At 65.2% G+C, this 15,826-nt stretch carries 12 protein-coding genes; 9 read left to right on the forward strand and 3 right to left on the reverse strand.

The genetic code is table 11. The annotated features are described in order from the left end of the window. Position 1: 1 nt before the first annotated feature. The 3 genes from tssK to tagH form a co-directional block, all read right to left on the reverse strand. The gene (tssK, locus tag PFLCHA0_RS30130) at positions 2-1,336 is read right to left on the reverse strand and encodes a type VI secretion system baseplate subunit TssK (RefSeq protein WP_011064251.1); all 1,335 of its coding nucleotides are present in this window, start codon (positions 1,334-1,336) and stop codon (positions 2-4) included. Positions 1,337-1,351: 15 nt separating this feature from the next. Further along, positions 1,352-1,858 (reverse strand): type VI secretion system lipoprotein TssJ, encoded by a 507-nt coding sequence (gene tssJ, locus PFLCHA0_RS30135; RefSeq protein WP_011064252.1) that lies wholly within the window; start codon positions 1,856-1,858, stop codon positions 1,352-1,354. 64 nt (positions 1,859-1,922) lie between these two features. Next, complete coding sequence (gene tagH, locus PFLCHA0_RS30140; RefSeq protein WP_011064253.1) at positions 1,923-3,407, reverse strand: type VI secretion system-associated FHA domain protein TagH; 1,485 nt, start codon at positions 3,405-3,407, stop codon at positions 1,923-1,925. Between the two features lie 392 nt (positions 3,408-3,799). Between tagH and tssA the strand changes: the two genes are divergently transcribed. The 9 genes from tssA to PFLCHA0_RS30185 all read left to right on the forward strand — a co-directional run bounded on the left by tssA (position 3,800) and on the right by PFLCHA0_RS30185 (position 15,817). Beyond that, positions 3,800-4,819: a type VI secretion system protein TssA gene (gene tssA, locus PFLCHA0_RS30145; RefSeq protein ID WP_041752688.1), complete on the forward strand. Its 1,020-nt coding sequence runs from the start codon at positions 3,800-3,802 to the stop codon at positions 4,817-4,819. 81 nt (positions 4,820-4,900) lie between these two features. Then, complete coding sequence (tssB, locus tag PFLCHA0_RS30150) at positions 4,901-5,416, forward strand: type VI secretion system contractile sheath small subunit (RefSeq protein ID WP_011064255.1); 516 nt, start codon at positions 4,901-4,903, stop codon at positions 5,414-5,416. A 16-nt stretch (positions 5,417-5,432) separates the two neighbouring features. After that, a complete protein-coding gene (tssC, locus tag PFLCHA0_RS30155; protein ID WP_011064256.1) occupies positions 5,433-6,926 on the forward strand; it encodes a type VI secretion system contractile sheath large subunit in 1,494 nt (497 codons plus the stop codon). A gap of 118 nt (positions 6,927-7,044) precedes the next feature. Beyond that, positions 7,045-7,533 (forward strand): Hcp family type VI secretion system effector, encoded by a 489-nt coding sequence (locus PFLCHA0_RS30160; protein WP_011064257.1) that lies wholly within the window; start codon positions 7,045-7,047, stop codon positions 7,531-7,533. Positions 7,534-7,693: 160 nt separating this feature from the next. Next, positions 7,694-8,209 carry a type VI secretion system baseplate subunit TssE gene (tssE, locus tag PFLCHA0_RS30165; RefSeq protein WP_011064258.1) on the forward strand — a complete coding sequence of 172 codons (516 nt, stop codon included), beginning with the start codon at positions 7,694-7,696 and terminating at the stop codon, positions 8,207-8,209. Further along, positions 8,206-10,065, forward strand: coding sequence for a type VI secretion system baseplate subunit TssF (gene tssF / locus PFLCHA0_RS30170; RefSeq protein WP_011064259.1), 1,860 nt, complete (start codon positions 8,206-8,208; stop codon positions 10,063-10,065). Before tssE ends, tssF begins: the two co-directional genes overlap by 4 nt. Further along, complete coding sequence (gene tssG, locus PFLCHA0_RS30175; protein WP_011064260.1) at positions 10,029-11,081, forward strand: type VI secretion system baseplate subunit TssG; 1,053 nt, start codon at positions 10,029-10,031, stop codon at positions 11,079-11,081. Before tssF ends, tssG begins: the two co-directional genes overlap by 37 nt. Continuing rightward, positions 11,074-13,749 (forward strand): type VI secretion system ATPase TssH, encoded by a 2,676-nt coding sequence (tssH, locus tag PFLCHA0_RS30180; protein WP_015637485.1) that lies wholly within the window; start codon positions 11,074-11,076, stop codon positions 13,747-13,749. The genes tssG and tssH overlap by 8 nt, the downstream gene beginning before the upstream one ends. Before the next feature lie 130 nt (positions 13,750-13,879). Further along, positions 13,880-15,817 (forward strand): type VI secretion system Vgr family protein, encoded by a 1,938-nt coding sequence (locus PFLCHA0_RS30185; protein WP_011064262.1) that lies wholly within the window; start codon positions 13,880-13,882, stop codon positions 15,815-15,817. Positions 15,818-15,826 lie beyond the last annotated feature (9 nt).

Consider the following 15,826-nt stretch of genomic DNA (forward strand, 5'->3'; position numbering starts at 1 on the left):
CTTATCCTCGAATGGCCCAGAAGGCCAGGTTCAAGCCCGGGAATTCTCCCGCGACGTGGAACGCGAAGCCGCCGGAGTGAACCAGTTGTTTCCAGTGCTCGCTGCCACGGTCCAGCTCGTAGTAGGTCGAGCCTGCGTGGTACGGCAGTTGCCGCGGCGCCACCGGCAGCGGCAGCAGGCCGATGCCCGGCAGCTGCAGGTTGACCAGGTCGCGGATGTGCTCCACCGAACCCACCTTGCTCTGCTGGGCAAAGCGCCCGCGCAGGGTTTCGCCCGGCACGTCGGCACGCACCACCAGGATGAAGCTGGCGTTCTCCAGCAGGGTGCGGTCGGCCAGCATCGCCACGTGTACGCCGTAGGCTTTCTCGACGATGGGGATCGGCGTTGCCTTGCTGTCGATCAGCATCGACAGCGCTTCACGCAGGGCCTGCATCACCGGGGCGAAACTCATGGCCAGCTCATCGTGCTGGTACTGCGGGTATTGCTCAGGGCGCCGGGCGCTGTGGGTGAAGGTCGAGAACTCGCCGGCCAGGCTCACCAGCTCGCTGAACAGGCGCTCGGGGTGCAGCGGGCTGATCTGGCTCAGGTGGTTGACCAGGGGCTGGGCGCGGTTCACCAGTTGCAGGAGCATGAAGTCGGCGATTTCCGAAGCGCCCCCCGCGCCCGATGCCACCACGCGCCCGGCCAGGGCCTCGCCGCGCTGGTGCAGCAGGCCCAGCAGCTCGCTGCGAAAGGCGCTCAACGGCTTGGACGCGGCCACGTCCAGCACCGGCGGAATGTAGCTGTCGTCCAGCACCAGAGCACGGTCGGCGCGTTTCTCCTTGACCCGCACCACGCCAATGGCGGCGTAGTCGCTGAGGCCGTCCTGGGCGGTGAGCAGGCGCAGGGCCCGAGAGCCCACGGCCACCGGCGCGCGGTTCTCGAACGGTGCGTTGTCGTCACGCACCTCGCGCACCTGGCTCAGGTAGCGGGCACCGCCCAGCTCTTCGCCCTCGTCCACGGTGTCCCGGGCGCCGGCGCGCTTGAGGGGCAGCGCCAGGTACACCAGGCCGTCACGCAGGTTGTCGTCGATGCACAACGGGCTGGGCGCCAGGTCGTCATGGGGAATGTTGAACGGCGTGCCGTCAGGCAGCAGGCCACGGGCGCTGACGATGGCCAGCTTGCCCTGGGCCAGCAGGCCCTGATCGATACGCAGCTCGGAGAACCCCCAGGCTCCCGTCGACAGCGGGCGGCTGCGGGCGTCGATGAGGTTTTCCAGGTAACGGTCATGCTGCTGGAAGTGCTGGGTTCCAATGAACATGCCTTCCGACCAGACCACGCGATTGTTCCAGGACATGGTTGCTCCGATTGCCTATTGGGCAGGGCTGGATGGGGATGCCACGAGCTCGGCGCTGACCGCGCGGACGTCGAGGACGATCTGATATTGGTTGCTCAGGCGCTGCGCGGTGTTGACCCCGACCCGCCACAGGGCCTGGTCCACTTCGCGATAGCCCACCAGCAGGCCGACCTGACGGGTGGCCGGGTCCAGGGTGCGCTTGAGGGTGAACTGGTCGCCGGGCTTGACCAGCACTTCATCCTGGTCGATCAGGTCCGGGCCGAGGGTAGCCGGCGCCCGCTCCGCCAGGGCGAAGTAGTCGGCGCGCATGAAGGTGGCCGGATTCTTCAGCTCGAAGATCCGTACCCGCACCGGCGTGCTCTGGCCATCAGGCCCGGGGTTGAGCCCGCTGACCGCCTGGAAATGCAGCTCCACAGTCGTGGCGCCGGGCGCTTCCTTGGCCGGTTCGCCGGGAGGTGGTGTGTCCTTGGCACAGGCCGCCAGTACCAGCATGGCAACCAATGTCAGCAATCGTTGAATCATCCTGCGTCCTCAATGACGTATCAGCTGTCCGTGTATCCGTGTTTTTCGGGTGTTCCAGGCGCGCTCAGGAACGGCGCAGCCGGTGGGTGTGTTCTTCATAGGCGCGGCTGAACTCACGACCGAAGAGGTCCTGGAAATCGTCCTGGGCCTCTTGGGAAATCTGTTTGTAGAGTGCAGTGAACTGCTGCCAGTTCTGCGCCTGGCGCGAGCCGCTGAACAGGTTGCCCAGGCCGCCGGGGCGAGCCATGCGAGCTTCCAGTTCAGTGGGCTCGAAGCGCCCCAGCAGGTGCTTGATGGCCGCTTCCACACCGGCCATGACCGCCAGCTGGTGCGCCCGCAGGTCATCGAAACTGTCCTGCACGGCCTGATCCGGAGCCATGAATGCCTGGTTGCTGTGACGCAGCAGCAGGAGCATCGCCTCGTCCACATTGGGGGCGAACTTCAGCGGGTTGTTTTCCACCGGGCGGATCATCGTCTGCTGCATGCGGAACTCGCCCTTGAGGCTGCTGCGGGCACGCAACACATCGATCAGGCCCTCGACCATCAACCGGTAGCTGCGACCCAGGCTTTCCATCTGGGCCTGGGCCTGCTGCGGCTCGATACGCAGTTGATCGAGCCCGGCCCCGCGCAGGAAGGCCTGGAGCAGATCCCCCTGGGGGGCGACCGGGGCCGGCGCGGGCGTGACAACAGGAGCCAGCTCCACTTCGGAAACCACCGGTGCCACGGGCGCCTGGGCGATCGGCTGCGGCTGCGGCTGCGGCTGCGGCTGCGGCTGCGCGGGTTCTGCCGCGAACGAGGCCTGGTGGGCAATCGGCGCGGCAGCAACCACCGGCGGGGCAACCACGGGCGGCGCACTGGGCACTGGCGCAGGGCTTGCGGGCGTCGAGCCGAACAGGTCCCAGTCCTCCGGAATCACCGCCCCGCCCTGGGGCGCCGATGGCTCAGGCGGTGCCACGGGCTGGGGCACCGCGGTGGGGGTCGGCGGGCGAAAATCGTGCTGCTCGGCCGGCACGTGGTCCGGCTGGGTGGCCGGCGGGGTCGCGCTGGGGGCGAGAAAGTCGAACAGATCGGGAAAGGTGTCCTGGGCCGAGGCACCCTGGAAGTGCGCCACCGGGGCCATGGAAATCGGTTCGATGGGGGTCGGCGAAGCCGCCTGACGCCCCATCAGCGCCTCGAAACTATTGGAGCTGTCCCCGGAAAAGGGTTCAGCCCCCGGGCGGTTCAGACTGAAATCGATGCGCGCACTGATTTCATAATCGCCAATGCGAATAACCTCGCCATCTTCCAGAGGCTCGCTGCTACCCCGGCGCATACGAATACCGGCACGGACTAACTCCACACCATTAGTACTGTTATCGGTCAAATAATAACGGCCATCCTTGTATTGGATGACACAGTGCCGCGCGGAAACTAAGCGTTCGGGATCAGGAAGTACCCAGTCATTATCGGAACTGCGGCCAATTGCCATCATTCCCTGGTCCATTAGTTTTTCAGGGCATTGACCAGGGGTAATCTTGTGATAACTAGTGATAGTCAAACACAGCGACATCGCGCCTCCTTGCTGTACTTCCGCGTGCGAACCGGCGAAGGGAAAAAAGTTCCGTGAAAAAATGAAAAGTCCGCAAAAAATCCTTTAAACAGCGCCGTTCACAGCATGATCGCTTAACTTAAACTACACGCATGACAAAAGCTTTTCGTACCGCCCCGATCTGACTCGCCGGTCAAGGAGCTATAAGGCGACATAACACTGTCATGCGGGGCGAATAGCTTACCTTGACAAGGCACAACTACTACACCAAAAATGCACAACTTCTTGAACACGGATGATGGCTCACTAGTATCAACGAGTCCATATAAACCAAGAAATGTGCGCGAGTTCACAAACAAACTAGTGCATTAATTGCCTGACTGTCCTGCAGGCTGATAGGGAGATCAAACCAGGTGGATGTACCGATGTTGCTCGCCGCGGTTTCAGCAACTTCGCCTTGTGGCGAAGACCTGGAATATGACGCGGATTTCTTGCACTTGGAGCGGGCCGCACAGGGCCAGCCCGAGCGCAGCATGGGCGACTCGATCCTGCCGGCCGAGCCGCCGGACTGGCGCAGCATCCAGCAACAGAGCCTGGACCTGCTGGCGCGCAGCAAAGACCTGCGCATCACCCACTTCCTCCTGCAGAGCACCCTGGCCCTCGAAGGCCTGCCGGGCCTGGCCACCAGCCTCGAACTGATCGACGGCCTGCTCCGGGATTACTGGGCGGACCTGCATCCGCGCCTGGACGCCGACGACGACAACGACCCCACGGTGCGTATCAACGCCCTGGCCGGCCTGGCGTCCGACACCACCATCGGCCTGCTCCGCGAAGCCATCCTGACCCGTTCCCGGACCTTCGGCCCGGTGAGCCTGCGAGCCGCGCTGAACGCCGCCGGCCTGCAGCACTTTTCCGGCGAGAGCCTGGGCTCCGACCACCTGGCCGGCGCCCTGCAAGACAGCGACCCCGAGCACCTGGATGCGATTCGCAGCGCCTTGAACGCAGCCCGCTCGGCGGCCGAAAGCATCGAGAAACAGGTCAGCGAACAAGTAGGCTCGGCCAGCGGTGTAGACCTCACGGCCCTCAAGCAACCCCTGCGCCTGGCGCTGCAGGTGCTGGGCCAGCACGCCCCGCAAGGCGCGCAGAACGCGGTCGAGGAACACGCCGATGGGCCGTCCACCGAAGAGCCCGGTGCGCCCGCAGCGCCAGCCCCGGTACGGATTTCCGGCGAGATCAGCAGCCGCGAAGACGTGCTGCGCAGCCTTGACCGGCTGCTGGCCTACTACAGCCGCCACGAGCCTTCGAGCCCGTTGCCGGTGCTGCTCAACCGGGCCAAGAACCTGGTCAACGCCGACTTCGCGGCCATCGTGCGCAATCTGATTCCCGACGGCATGTCCCAATTTGAAAACCTGCGCGGCCCTGAATCCGACTAACCCCGGAACAACCGAGCAGTATCGTCAGCGGCAACCACCGACCGACGCCAACACCGTCGCAGCAGCGACCAGGAGCACAACGTGGCGAAGCAAAGTTCTCAAAAGTTCATCGCGCGCAACCGCGCGCCCCGGGTGCAGATCGAGTACGACGTCGAACTCTACGGCGCCGAGAAAAAGGTCCAGCTGCCCTTCGTCATGGGCGTGATGGCCGACCTCGCCGGCAAGCCCGTGGAGCCCCTGGCGGCCGTGGCCGATCGCAAGTTCCTGGAAATCGACGTCGATAACTTCGACTCGCGCCTCAAGGCCATGCAGCCTCGGGTGGCCTTCCACGTGCCCAACGAACTGACCGGCGAAGGCAACCTGAGCCTGGACATCACCTTCGAGAGCATGGACGACTTCAGCCCGGCGGCCGTGGCGCGCAAGGTCGATTCGTTGAACCAGTTGCTGGAAGCCCGCACCCAGCTGGCCAACCTGCTGACCTACATGGACGGCAAGACCGGCGCCGAAGAAATCATCATGAAAGCCATCAAGGATCCGGCGTTGCTCCAGGCCCTGGCCAGTGCGCCAAAGCCTGCTGACTCCGAGCCGAACGCGTAAATCAGGACCAACGATCATGACCGAATTGATGCGTGACAATCAGGCGCAACCCGGCGCCACCGAGCAGGCCAGCGAATTCGCATCGCTGCTGCTGCAGGAATTCAAGCCCAAGACCGAGCGTGCTCGCGAAGCCGTGGAAACCGCGGTGCGGACCCTGGCCGAACAGGCCCTGGCGCAGACCGACCTGGTGTCCAACGACGCCATCAAGTCGATCGAGTCGATCATCGCCGCCATCGACGCCAAGCTCACCGCCCAGGTCAACCAGGTGATCCATCACCCGGAATTCCAGAAGCTGGAAAGCGCCTGGCGCGGCCTGCACTACCTGGTGAACAACACCGAGACCGACGAGCAGCTCAAGATCCGCGTGCTCAACATCTCCAAGCCGGAGCTGCACAAGACCCTGAAGAAATTCAAGGGCACGGCCTGGGACCAGAGCCCGCTCTTCAAGAAGATGTACGAAGAGGAATACGGCCAGTTCGGCGGCGAGCCTTACGGCTGCCTGGTGGGCGACTACTACTTCGACCAGTCGCCACCGGATGTCGAGCTGCTGGGCGAGCTGTCCAAGGTTTGCGCCGCCATGCACTCGCCGTTCATCGCCGCGGCTTCGCCGACCGTGATGGGCATGGGCTCGTGGCAGGAACTGTCGAACCCGCGCGACCTGACCAAGATCTTCACCACCCCGGAATACGCCGGCTGGCGCTCGTTGCGTGAATCGGAAGACTCGCGCTACATCGGCCTGACCATGCCGCGCTTCCTGGCGCGCCTGCCATACGGCGCCAAGACCGACCCGGTGGAAGCCTTCGCCTTCGAGGAAAACACCGACGGCGCCGACAGCTCCAAGTACACCTGGGCCAACGCCGCCTACGCCATGGCCGTGAACATCAACCGTTCGTTCAAGCATTTCGGCTGGTGCTCGCGGATCCGCGGCGTGGAGTCCGGCGGCGAGGTGGAAAACCTCCCGGCCCACACCTTCCCCACCGACGACGGTGGCGTGGACATGAAGTGCCCGACCGAGATCGCCATCTCCGACCGTCGTGAAGCGGAACTGGCGAAGAACGGCTTCATGCCACTGCTGCACAAGAAGAACACCGACTTCGCCGCCTTCATCGGCGCCCAGTCGCTGCAGAAGCCGGCCGAATACGACGACCCGGACGCCACCGCCAACGCCAACCTGGCCGCGCGCCTGCCGTACCTGTTCGCCACTTGCCGCTTCGCTCACTACTTGAAGTGCATCGTGCGCGACAAGATCGGCTCCTTCAAAGAGAAGGACGAGATGCAGCGCTGGTTGCAGGACTGGATCCTCAACTACGTCGACGGTGATCCGGCGCACTCCACCGAAACCACCAAGGCCCAGCACCCACTGGCCGCGGCGGAAGTGGTGGTCGAGGAAGTCGAAGGCAACCCCGGCTACTACAACTCGAAGTTCTTCCTGCGCCCGCACTACCAGCTCGAAGGGCTGACCGTGTCGTTGCGCCTGGTATCCAAACTGCCGTCCGCCAAGGGCGCCTAACCCATAACCGACTCAAACCTGCGGCCGCAGCCACAGGCCGCGCGAGGTCCACAGGGCCTCGCGCAGCGGCGACAGAAGCTGAATCAACATCGTGGCAAGTGCCACACAGGGAGAAAACATGGCTGTTGATATTTTCATCAAGATCGGTGACATCAAGGGCGAGTCCATGGACAAAGCCCACAAGGACGAAATCGACGTGTTGAACTGGAGCTGGGGCATGTCCCAGTCCGGCAACATGCACGTTGGCGGTGGCGGCGGCGCGGGCAAGGTGAACATCCAGGACCTGTCGCTGACCAAGTACGTGGACAAGGCATCGCCGAACCTGATGATGCATTGCTCCAGCGGCAAGCACATCGACAAGGTGCGCCTGACCGTGCGCAAGGCCGGCGGCGAAAGCCAGGTCGAGTACATGATCATCGACCTGGAAGAAGTGCTGATCACTTCGCTGAGCACCGGCGGTTCGGGCAGCGATGACCGCCTGACCGAAAACATCACCCTGAACTTCGCTCAGGTGATGGTCGAGTACCAGCCGCAGAAAGCCGACGGCACCAAGGACGGCGGCCCGATCAAGTACGGCTGGAACATCCGCTCCAACACCAAGCGCTGATCCGCTTCGGTCGCTGCCCTGTGGCGGCGACCGGCCCGGCCCTCGCGTTGCGCCTGGCGCAACGCGAGGACGGTTGGCCAGGACCGCGTCCTCGTGAGTCTTTGGTTATGCCCCTTTTCGTGACGTCATGCCTGCGCAATCCGATCCTGGAGCGAACCCCTTGGTAACCGACATCGCCGCCCGCGATCGCTTGCAACCCTCCCTGCTGGATCGTCTGACCGACGATGAACCCGGCAACCTGAAAGAAAGCCCGGACAAACGCGTGCTGTCCCTGAGCCAGCTCAAGGCCTCGGTACTGCGCGACCTGGCATGGCTGCTCAACACCACTTCCCTGCTGGAAGCCGACGCCACCCTGCACACCCCCGCCGGTACTTCGGTGGTCAACTACGGCCTGCCGGCCCTGGCCGGGTACAGCGCTTCGAGCATCGATATCCCGGCCCTGGAGGCGCTGATCCACCAGGCCATCGCCACCTTTGAGCCGCGCATCCTGCGCAGCACCCTGCGGGTACGCGCACGCACCGCGCCCGGGGAAATGAACCACAACGCCCTGAGCTTCGAGATCGAAGGCGACCTCTGGGCCCAGCCGATGCCCCTGCGCCTGCTGCTGCAAACCGACATGGACCTGGAATCGGGCCACGTACGAGTAGTGCACGCCGACTCCCGGAGGCGCTCATGAACCCGCGCCTGCTGGAGCTGTACAACCAGGAACTGCACCACGTGCGCGAAAGCGCCGCGGAGTTCGCCAAGGAATTCCCGAAGATCGCCAGCCGCCTGACCCTGTCGGGCATGGACTGCGCCGACCCCTATGTCGAGCGCCTGCTGGAGGGCTTCGCCTACCTGACTGCCCGGGTGCAGCTCAAGCTCGACGCCGAGTACCCGACCTTCACCCACAACCTGCTGGAGATCGCCTACCCGCACTACCTGGCACCGACCCCGTCGATGACCGTGGTGCAGTTGCAGGCCGATCCCGACGAAGGTTCCCTGAGCAGCGGCTTCACCCTGGAGCGCGACACCAGCCTGCGCGCCGCCCTGGGCCGCGATACCCAGACCTGCTGCGAATACCGCACCGCGCACTCGGTGACCCTGTGGCCACTGCAAGTGGCCCAGGCCGAATACTTCGGCAACCCGTCGGCAGTGCTCGGGCGCCTGGCCGCCAGCGAGCCCAGGGCCAAGGCCGGGCTGCGCCTGACCCTGCGCACCGGCGCCGAACTGCCGTTCAACAGCCTGGCCCTGGACGAGTTGCCGCTGTACCTGAACGGCAATGACGAACAGCCGTTCCGCCTCTACGAACAACTGCTGGGCAACGTCTGCGCGGTGTTCGCCCGGGCCCCGGGCGGCGACTGGGTCGAGCGCCTGCCCCCGGACGCCCTGCGCTCGCGCGGTTTCGACGACCGCGACGCGGCGCTGCCGGTGGTGCCCCAGGCCTTCCAGGGCTACCGCCTGCTGCAGGAATACTTCGCCCTGCCCAACCGCTTCCTGTTCGTCGAATTCGCCCAGCTGGGGCGCGCGGTCCAGCGCTGCGCCGGCCAGGAGCTGGAGCTGATCGTGCTCTTCGAGCGCTTCGACCAGAGCCTGGAAGGCAGCGTCGGCACCGCTCAGTTCGTGCCCTTCTGCACCCCGGCGATCAACCTGTTTCCCAAGCGCCTGGACCGTATCCACCTGTCCGACCGGGTCAACGAGCACCATGTGATCGCCGACCGCACCCGACCGATGGATTTCGAGGTCCACTCGCTGACCGCCATCAGCGGCCACGGCACCGGCCCGGAACAGCCGTTCCTGCCGTTCTACGCCGTGCGCGATCCATCCCGCTACGGCCGCGACCAGTCCTACTACATCGTCCGGCGCGAGCCGCGGGTGCTGTCCAGCGACCAGCGTCGCAACGGCCCGCGCTCCACCTACATCGGCAGCGAATCCTTCGTCAGCCTGGTGGACAGCCAGCAGGCGCCCTATCGCCACGACCTGCGCCAGCTCGGGGTCAGCGCGCTGTGCACCAACCGCGACCTGCCACTGTTCATGAACACCGGCAACGGCAAGACCGACTTCACCCTGGCCGACAGCGCCCCGGTACAGGCCATCCGCTGCCTGGCGGGCCCGAGCCGGCCGCGCCCCAGCCATGCCCACGACGGCAAGGCCTGGCGCCTGATCAGCCAGCTATCGCTGAACTACCTGTCCCTGAGCGAACAGGGCCAGGGCGCGGCGGCCCTGCGCGAACTGCTGCGGTTGTACGGCGACAGCAACGACGCGGCCCTGCAGTTGCAGATCGAGGGCCTGCGGGAAGTCAGCAGCAAGGCGGTGACCCGGCGCCTGCCGATGCCCGGGCCGATCGTCTTCGGCCGGGGCCTGGAGATCACCCTGGAGTTCGATGAAAACGCGTTCCGCGGCACCGGGGTGTTTCTGCTCGGCGCGGTATTCGAGCGCTTCCTGGCACGTTATGTGTCGATCAACAGTTTTACCGAGACGGTGATCCGTACCACCGAACGCGGCGAGATCATGCGATGGAAAGCCAAGCCCGGACGTCGTCCGACTCTTTGAATACGCTGACGGCGATGCACGCCGAGCCTTGGGAGTACGACTTCTTCCAGGCCCTGCGGCGTATCGAATGCCTGTCGCCGCAACTGCCGCGCTTCGGTCACTCCGTGCGCCTGGCGGACGATCCGCTGCGCCTGGGACAGCAGGCCGACTGCAGCTTCGCCCCGGCCACCCTGGCCTCGGTCACCCCCGGCAGCGACGGCGCCGCGACCCGCCTGGAGCAGTTCTTCTTCGGCCTCGGCGGGCCCAACGGGCCGTTGCCGCTGCACATCACCGAATACGTGCGCGAGCGCCAGCGCAACAACGCCGACAGCACCAGCAAGCGCTTTCTCGATGTGTTCCACCACCGCCTGCTGAGCCTGTTCTATCGGGCCTGGGCCGAAGCCCGACCGACGGTGAGCCACGATCGCCCGGACGACGACTACTGGTCGGCGCGGCTGGCGGCGCTGTCGGGCCGGGGCATGCCCAGCCTGCTCAAGCAGGGTCTGATAGCCGACACCGCCAAGCTGCATTACAGCGGCCACCTGGCGGCCCAGACCCGCTACCCGGACGGCTTGCGGGCGATCATCAGCGAGTATTTCGGCCTGCCGGTGCAGATCGAGGAATATGTCGGCCAGTGGCTGGAGTTGCCCGAACGCAGCCGGGTCGGGGTGCAATCCCATCAGCTGGGGGTGGATTTCTGCCTGGGCAGCCACGTCTGGGACCGCCAGCACAAGTTCCGCATCCGCCTCGGCCCGATGAAACTGGACGACTACCTGGGGATGCTGCCCGACGGCCAGCAATTCCAGGAACTGGTGGCCTGGGCCGCCGAATACCTGGGCTTCGAGCTGGACTGGGACCTGAACCTGGTCCTGCTCAAGGACGAAGTGCCCAAGCTGCAACTCAACGGCCGCCAGCGCCTGGGTTTCAACACCTGGCTCGGCCAACCCGGCAGCGATGCCAAGGATCTAATACTGGCCCGGCACTACGCCGACCTGGCCACTACCTCACGTACACCAAGGAGCACAGAGCATGGGTGAAATCAGTCGCGCGGCGCTGTTCGGCAAACTCAACAGCGTTGCCTACAAAGCCATCGAAGCCGCCACGGTCTTCTGCAAATTGCGGGGCAACCCCTATGTGGAACTGGCCCACTGGTTTCACCAGTTGCTGCAACTTACGGACTCGGACCTGCACCGCATCATCCGCCAGTTCAACCTGGAGCCGGCGCGCCTGGCCAAGGACCTGACCGAGGCCCTGGACCGCCTGCCCCGGGGCTCGACCTCGATCACCGACCTGTCGTCCCACGTCGAGGAGGCGGTGGAGCGCGGTTGGGTCTACGGCAGCCTGATGTTCGGCGAAAGCCAGGTGCGCACCGGCTACCTGGTGATCGGCATCCTCAAGACCCCGAGCCTGCGCCATGCGTTGCTGGGGCTGTCCCGCGAGTTCGACAAGATCAAGGTCGAGACCCTGTGCGAGCGCTTTGACGAATACATCGGCGACTCGCCGGAAAACGCCCTGAGCGCCAGCGACGGCTTCAGTGCCGGTGCGGTGCCCGGCGAAGCCAGCGGCGCCATGGCCCCCAGCGCCCTGGGCAAGCAGGAAGCCCTCAAGCGCTTCACCGTCGACCTCACCGAACAGGCCCGCAGCGGCAAGCTCGACCCCATTGTCGGCCGTGACGAAGAGATCCGCCAACTGGTGGACATCCTCATGCGCCGCCGGCAGAACAACCCGATCCTCACCGGTGAAGCCGGGGTGGGCAAGACCGCGGTGGTGGAAGGTTTCGCCCTGCGCATCGTCGTCGGCGACGTGCCGCCGGCGCTCAAGGACGTTGAACTGCGCAGCCTCGACGTCGGCCTGCTGCAGGCCGGCGCCAGCATGAAGGGCGAGTTCGAACAGCGCCTGCGCCAGGTCATCGAGGACGTCCAGGCCTCGCCCAAGCCGATCATCCTGTTCATCGACGAAGCCCACACCCTGGTGGGCGCCGGTGGCGCCGCCGGCACCGGCGACGCGGCCAACCTGCTCAAGCCGGCTCTGGCCCGTGGCACCCTGCGCACCGTGGCCGCCACCACCTGGGCCGAGTACAAGAAGCACATCGAGAAAGACCCGGCCCTGACCCGGCGCTTCCAGGTGGTGCAAGTAGCCGAACCTTCGGAAGACAAGGCGCTGCTGATGATGCGCGGCGTGGCCTCGACCATGGAACAGCACCATCAGGTGCAGATCCTCGACGAAGCCCTGGAGGCCTCGGTCAAACTGTCCCATCGCTACATTCCCGCGCGCCAGTTGCCGGATAAATCCGTCAGCCTGCTGGATACCGCTTGCGCCCGCGTCGCCATCAGCCTGCACGCCGTGCCGGCCGAGGTGGACGATAGCCGCCGGCGCATCGAGGCCCTGGAAACCGAGCTGCAGATCATCGCCCGGGAACAGGCGATCGGCGTTGCCATTGGCAACCGCCAGGTCAACAGCGAGAACCTCCTGACTGCCGAGCGCGAGCGCCTGGCCGAGCTGGAAAGTCGCTGGGCACAAGAGAAGACCCTGGTGGACGAACTGCTGGCAACCCGCGCCCAATTGCGGGAAAACGTCGGCCTGGTGGACAGCGACGTCGGCGACGACAGCCACGGCCTGCGGGAAAAACTGGTGGACCTGCAACAGCGCCTCAGCACCCTGCAAGGCGAGACCCCGCTGATCCTGCCGACCGTGGACTACCAGGCCGTGGCCTCGGTGGTCGCCGACTGGACCGGCATTCCAGTGGGGCGCATGGCCCGCAACGAGCTGGAAACCGTGCTCAACCTGGACCAGCACCTGAAGAAACGCATCATCGGCCAGGACCACGCCCTGCAGATGATCGCCAAGCGCATCCAGACCTCCCGCGCAGGCCTCGACAACCCGAACAAGCCGATTGGCGTGTTCATGCTGGCCGGCACTTCCGGGGTGGGCAAGACCGAAACCGCCCTGGCCCTGGCCGAAGCCATGTATGGCGGTGAGCAGAACGTCATCACCATCAACATGAGCGAGTTCCAGGAAGCCCACACCGTGTCCACCCTCAAGGGCGCCCCGCCGGGCTATGTCGGCTACGGCGAAGGTGGCGTGCTCACCGAAGCGGTACGGCGCAAGCCCTACAGCGTGGTGCTGCTGGACGAAGTGGAAAAGGCCCACCCGGACGTGCACGAGATCTTCTTCCAGGTATTCGACAAGGGCGTCATGGAAGACGGCGAAGGCCGCATGATCGACTTCAAGAACACCCTGATCCTGCTCACCACCAACGCCGGCACCGAGCTGATCGCCAACGTCTGCAAGAACCCGCAGGCGGTGCCCGAGCCGGAGGAAATCGCCAAGGCCCTGCGCCAGCCACTGCTGGAGATCTTCCCGCCGGCACTGCTGGGGCGCCTGGTGACCATTCCCTACTACCCGCTGAGCGACGAGATGCTCAAGGCCATCACCCGCCTGCAACTGGGGCGGATCAAGAAGCGCGTGGAAAGCACCCACAAGGTGGATTTCGATTTCGACGACGAGGTCATCGACCTGATCGTCTCGCGCTGCACCGAGACCGAAAGCGGCGGGCGGATGATCGACGCCATCCTGACCAACAGCCTGCTGCCGGACATGAGCCGCGAGTTCCTCAACCGCATGCTCGAAGGCCGCGCCCTGGCCGGGGTGCGCATCAGCCAGCGCGACAACGAACTGCACTACGACTTCAGCGAGCCGGCCTGACCCCACGCCCTGCGCAGGAGCCGGCTTGCCAGCGAAGCGACCGCCACGGTGATGGACCTGGCGCCTTCGCGAGCACGCTCGCTCCTGCAGGGGGCTGACCTGGCACACCACGCATTCAACGAGACTGACGATGTTATTTCAGCAATCCACACGACTGGCACAGGTCAACTGCCCCCTGGGACCGGACGTCCTGCTGCTCAAGAGCCTGGGCGGCGGCGAGGAGCTGGGGCGGCTGTTCGACTACCAGCTGCAACTGGCCTCCAGTGACGCCAACATCGACCTCAACCAGTTGCTGGGCAAGCCCATGGGCCTCAGCGTACAGCTGGACGGCGGCGGCCAGCGGTACTTCCACGGCATCGTCGCGCGCTGCAGCCAGAACATCGACACCGGCCAGTTCGCCAGCTACGAGGTGACGCTGCGCCCCTGGCTGTGGCTGCTGAGTCGCACCTCCGACTGCCGGATTTTCCAGAACCTGAGCATCCCGCAGATCATCAAGCAGGTGTTCCGCGACCTGGGCTTTTCCGATTTCGAAGACGCCCTGAGCCGCCCCTACCGGGAGTGGGAGTACTGCGTGCAGTACCGCGAGACCAGCTTCGATTTCGTCAGCCGGCTGATGGAACAGGAAGGTATCTACTACTTCTTCCGCCACGAGAAGGACCGCCACGTGGTGGTGCTGGCCGACGCCTATGGCGCTCACAGCAGCGTGCCCGGCTACGCCTCGGTGCCCTACTACCCGCGAGACGAGCAGCAGCGCGAGCGCGACCACATGTTCGACTGGCACCTGGCCCAGGAGGTGCAGCCCGGCTCGCTGGAGCTCAACGACTATGATTTCCAGCGCCCCAGCGCCCGGATCGACGTGCGCTCGGCCATGCCGCGGCCCCACAGCGCCGGCGACTACCCGCTCTACGACTACCCCGGCACCTACGTGCAGAGCAGCGACGGCGAGCACTATGCCCAGACCCGTATCGAGGCCCTGCAAAGCCTGCATGAGCGCATCGAGCTCAGCGGCAACGCCCGGGGGTTGGGGGTGGGCAACCTGTTCAGCCTCACCGGCTTCAGCCGCCAGGACCAGAACCGCGAATACCTGATCGTCAGCATCCGCTACTACCTGGTCCAGGAAAGCCTGGAGAGCGGCGCTGGCGGCGGTTCGGCGCAGTTCGAGAGCCACCTGACCTGCATCGACGCCCAGCAGAGCTTCCGCCCCCTGGCCACCACCCACAAGCCCATGGTCCAGGGCCCGCAGACCGCGCGAGTGGTGGGCCCGGCCGGGGAAGAGATCTGGACCGACCAGTACGGCCGGGTCAAGGTGCACTTCCACTGGGACCGCCACGACCAGTCCAACGAAAACAGCTCGTGCTGGATTCGCGTGTCCCAGGCCTGGGCCGGGAAGAACTGGGGCTCGATGCAGATCCCGCGCATCGGCCAGGAAGTCATCGTCAGCTTCCTGGAAGGCGATCCCGATCGCCCGATCATCACCGGCCGGGTCTACAACGCCGAACAGACCGTGCCCTACGACCTGCCCGCCAACGCCACCCAGAGCGGCATGAAGAGCCGTTCGAGCAAGGGCGGCAGCCCGGCCAACTTCAATGAAATCCGCATGGAAGACAAAAAGGGCGCGGAGCAGCTGTACATCCACGCCGAGCGCAACCAGGACATCGTGGTCGAGGTCAACGAAAGCCATTCGGTGGGCAACAACCGCAACAAGAGCATCGGCCACGACGAGTACGTGACCATCGGCAACAAGCGCACGCGCATCGTTCAGCACGTGGATGAGCTGCGGGTCGGCGAGAAGAAGCTCGACAGCGTCGGCCAGAGCTATGTGATCGAGGTCGGCGAGCGCCTGCGCCTGGTATGCGGGGCCAGCATCCTGGAGCTCAACGCCAGCGGCCAGATCAACCTGTGCGGGGTCAACATCAGCGTGCATGCCTCGGCCGATGCCCAGATCAATACCGGTGGCGTGCTGCACCTGAACAACGGCGGCGGCCCGGGCACCACCACCGAGGGCCAGGGTGTGCAGGGCGCCATCAGCGCCAAGGCCAAAGCCCCCTTTTCCGCCCCCAAAGGCTAATGAACGGAC

It is taken from the genome of Pseudomonas protegens CHA0 (genome assembly GCF_000397205.1).
Classification (GTDB): domain Bacteria; phylum Pseudomonadota; class Gammaproteobacteria; order Pseudomonadales; family Pseudomonadaceae; genus Aquipseudomonas; species Aquipseudomonas protegens.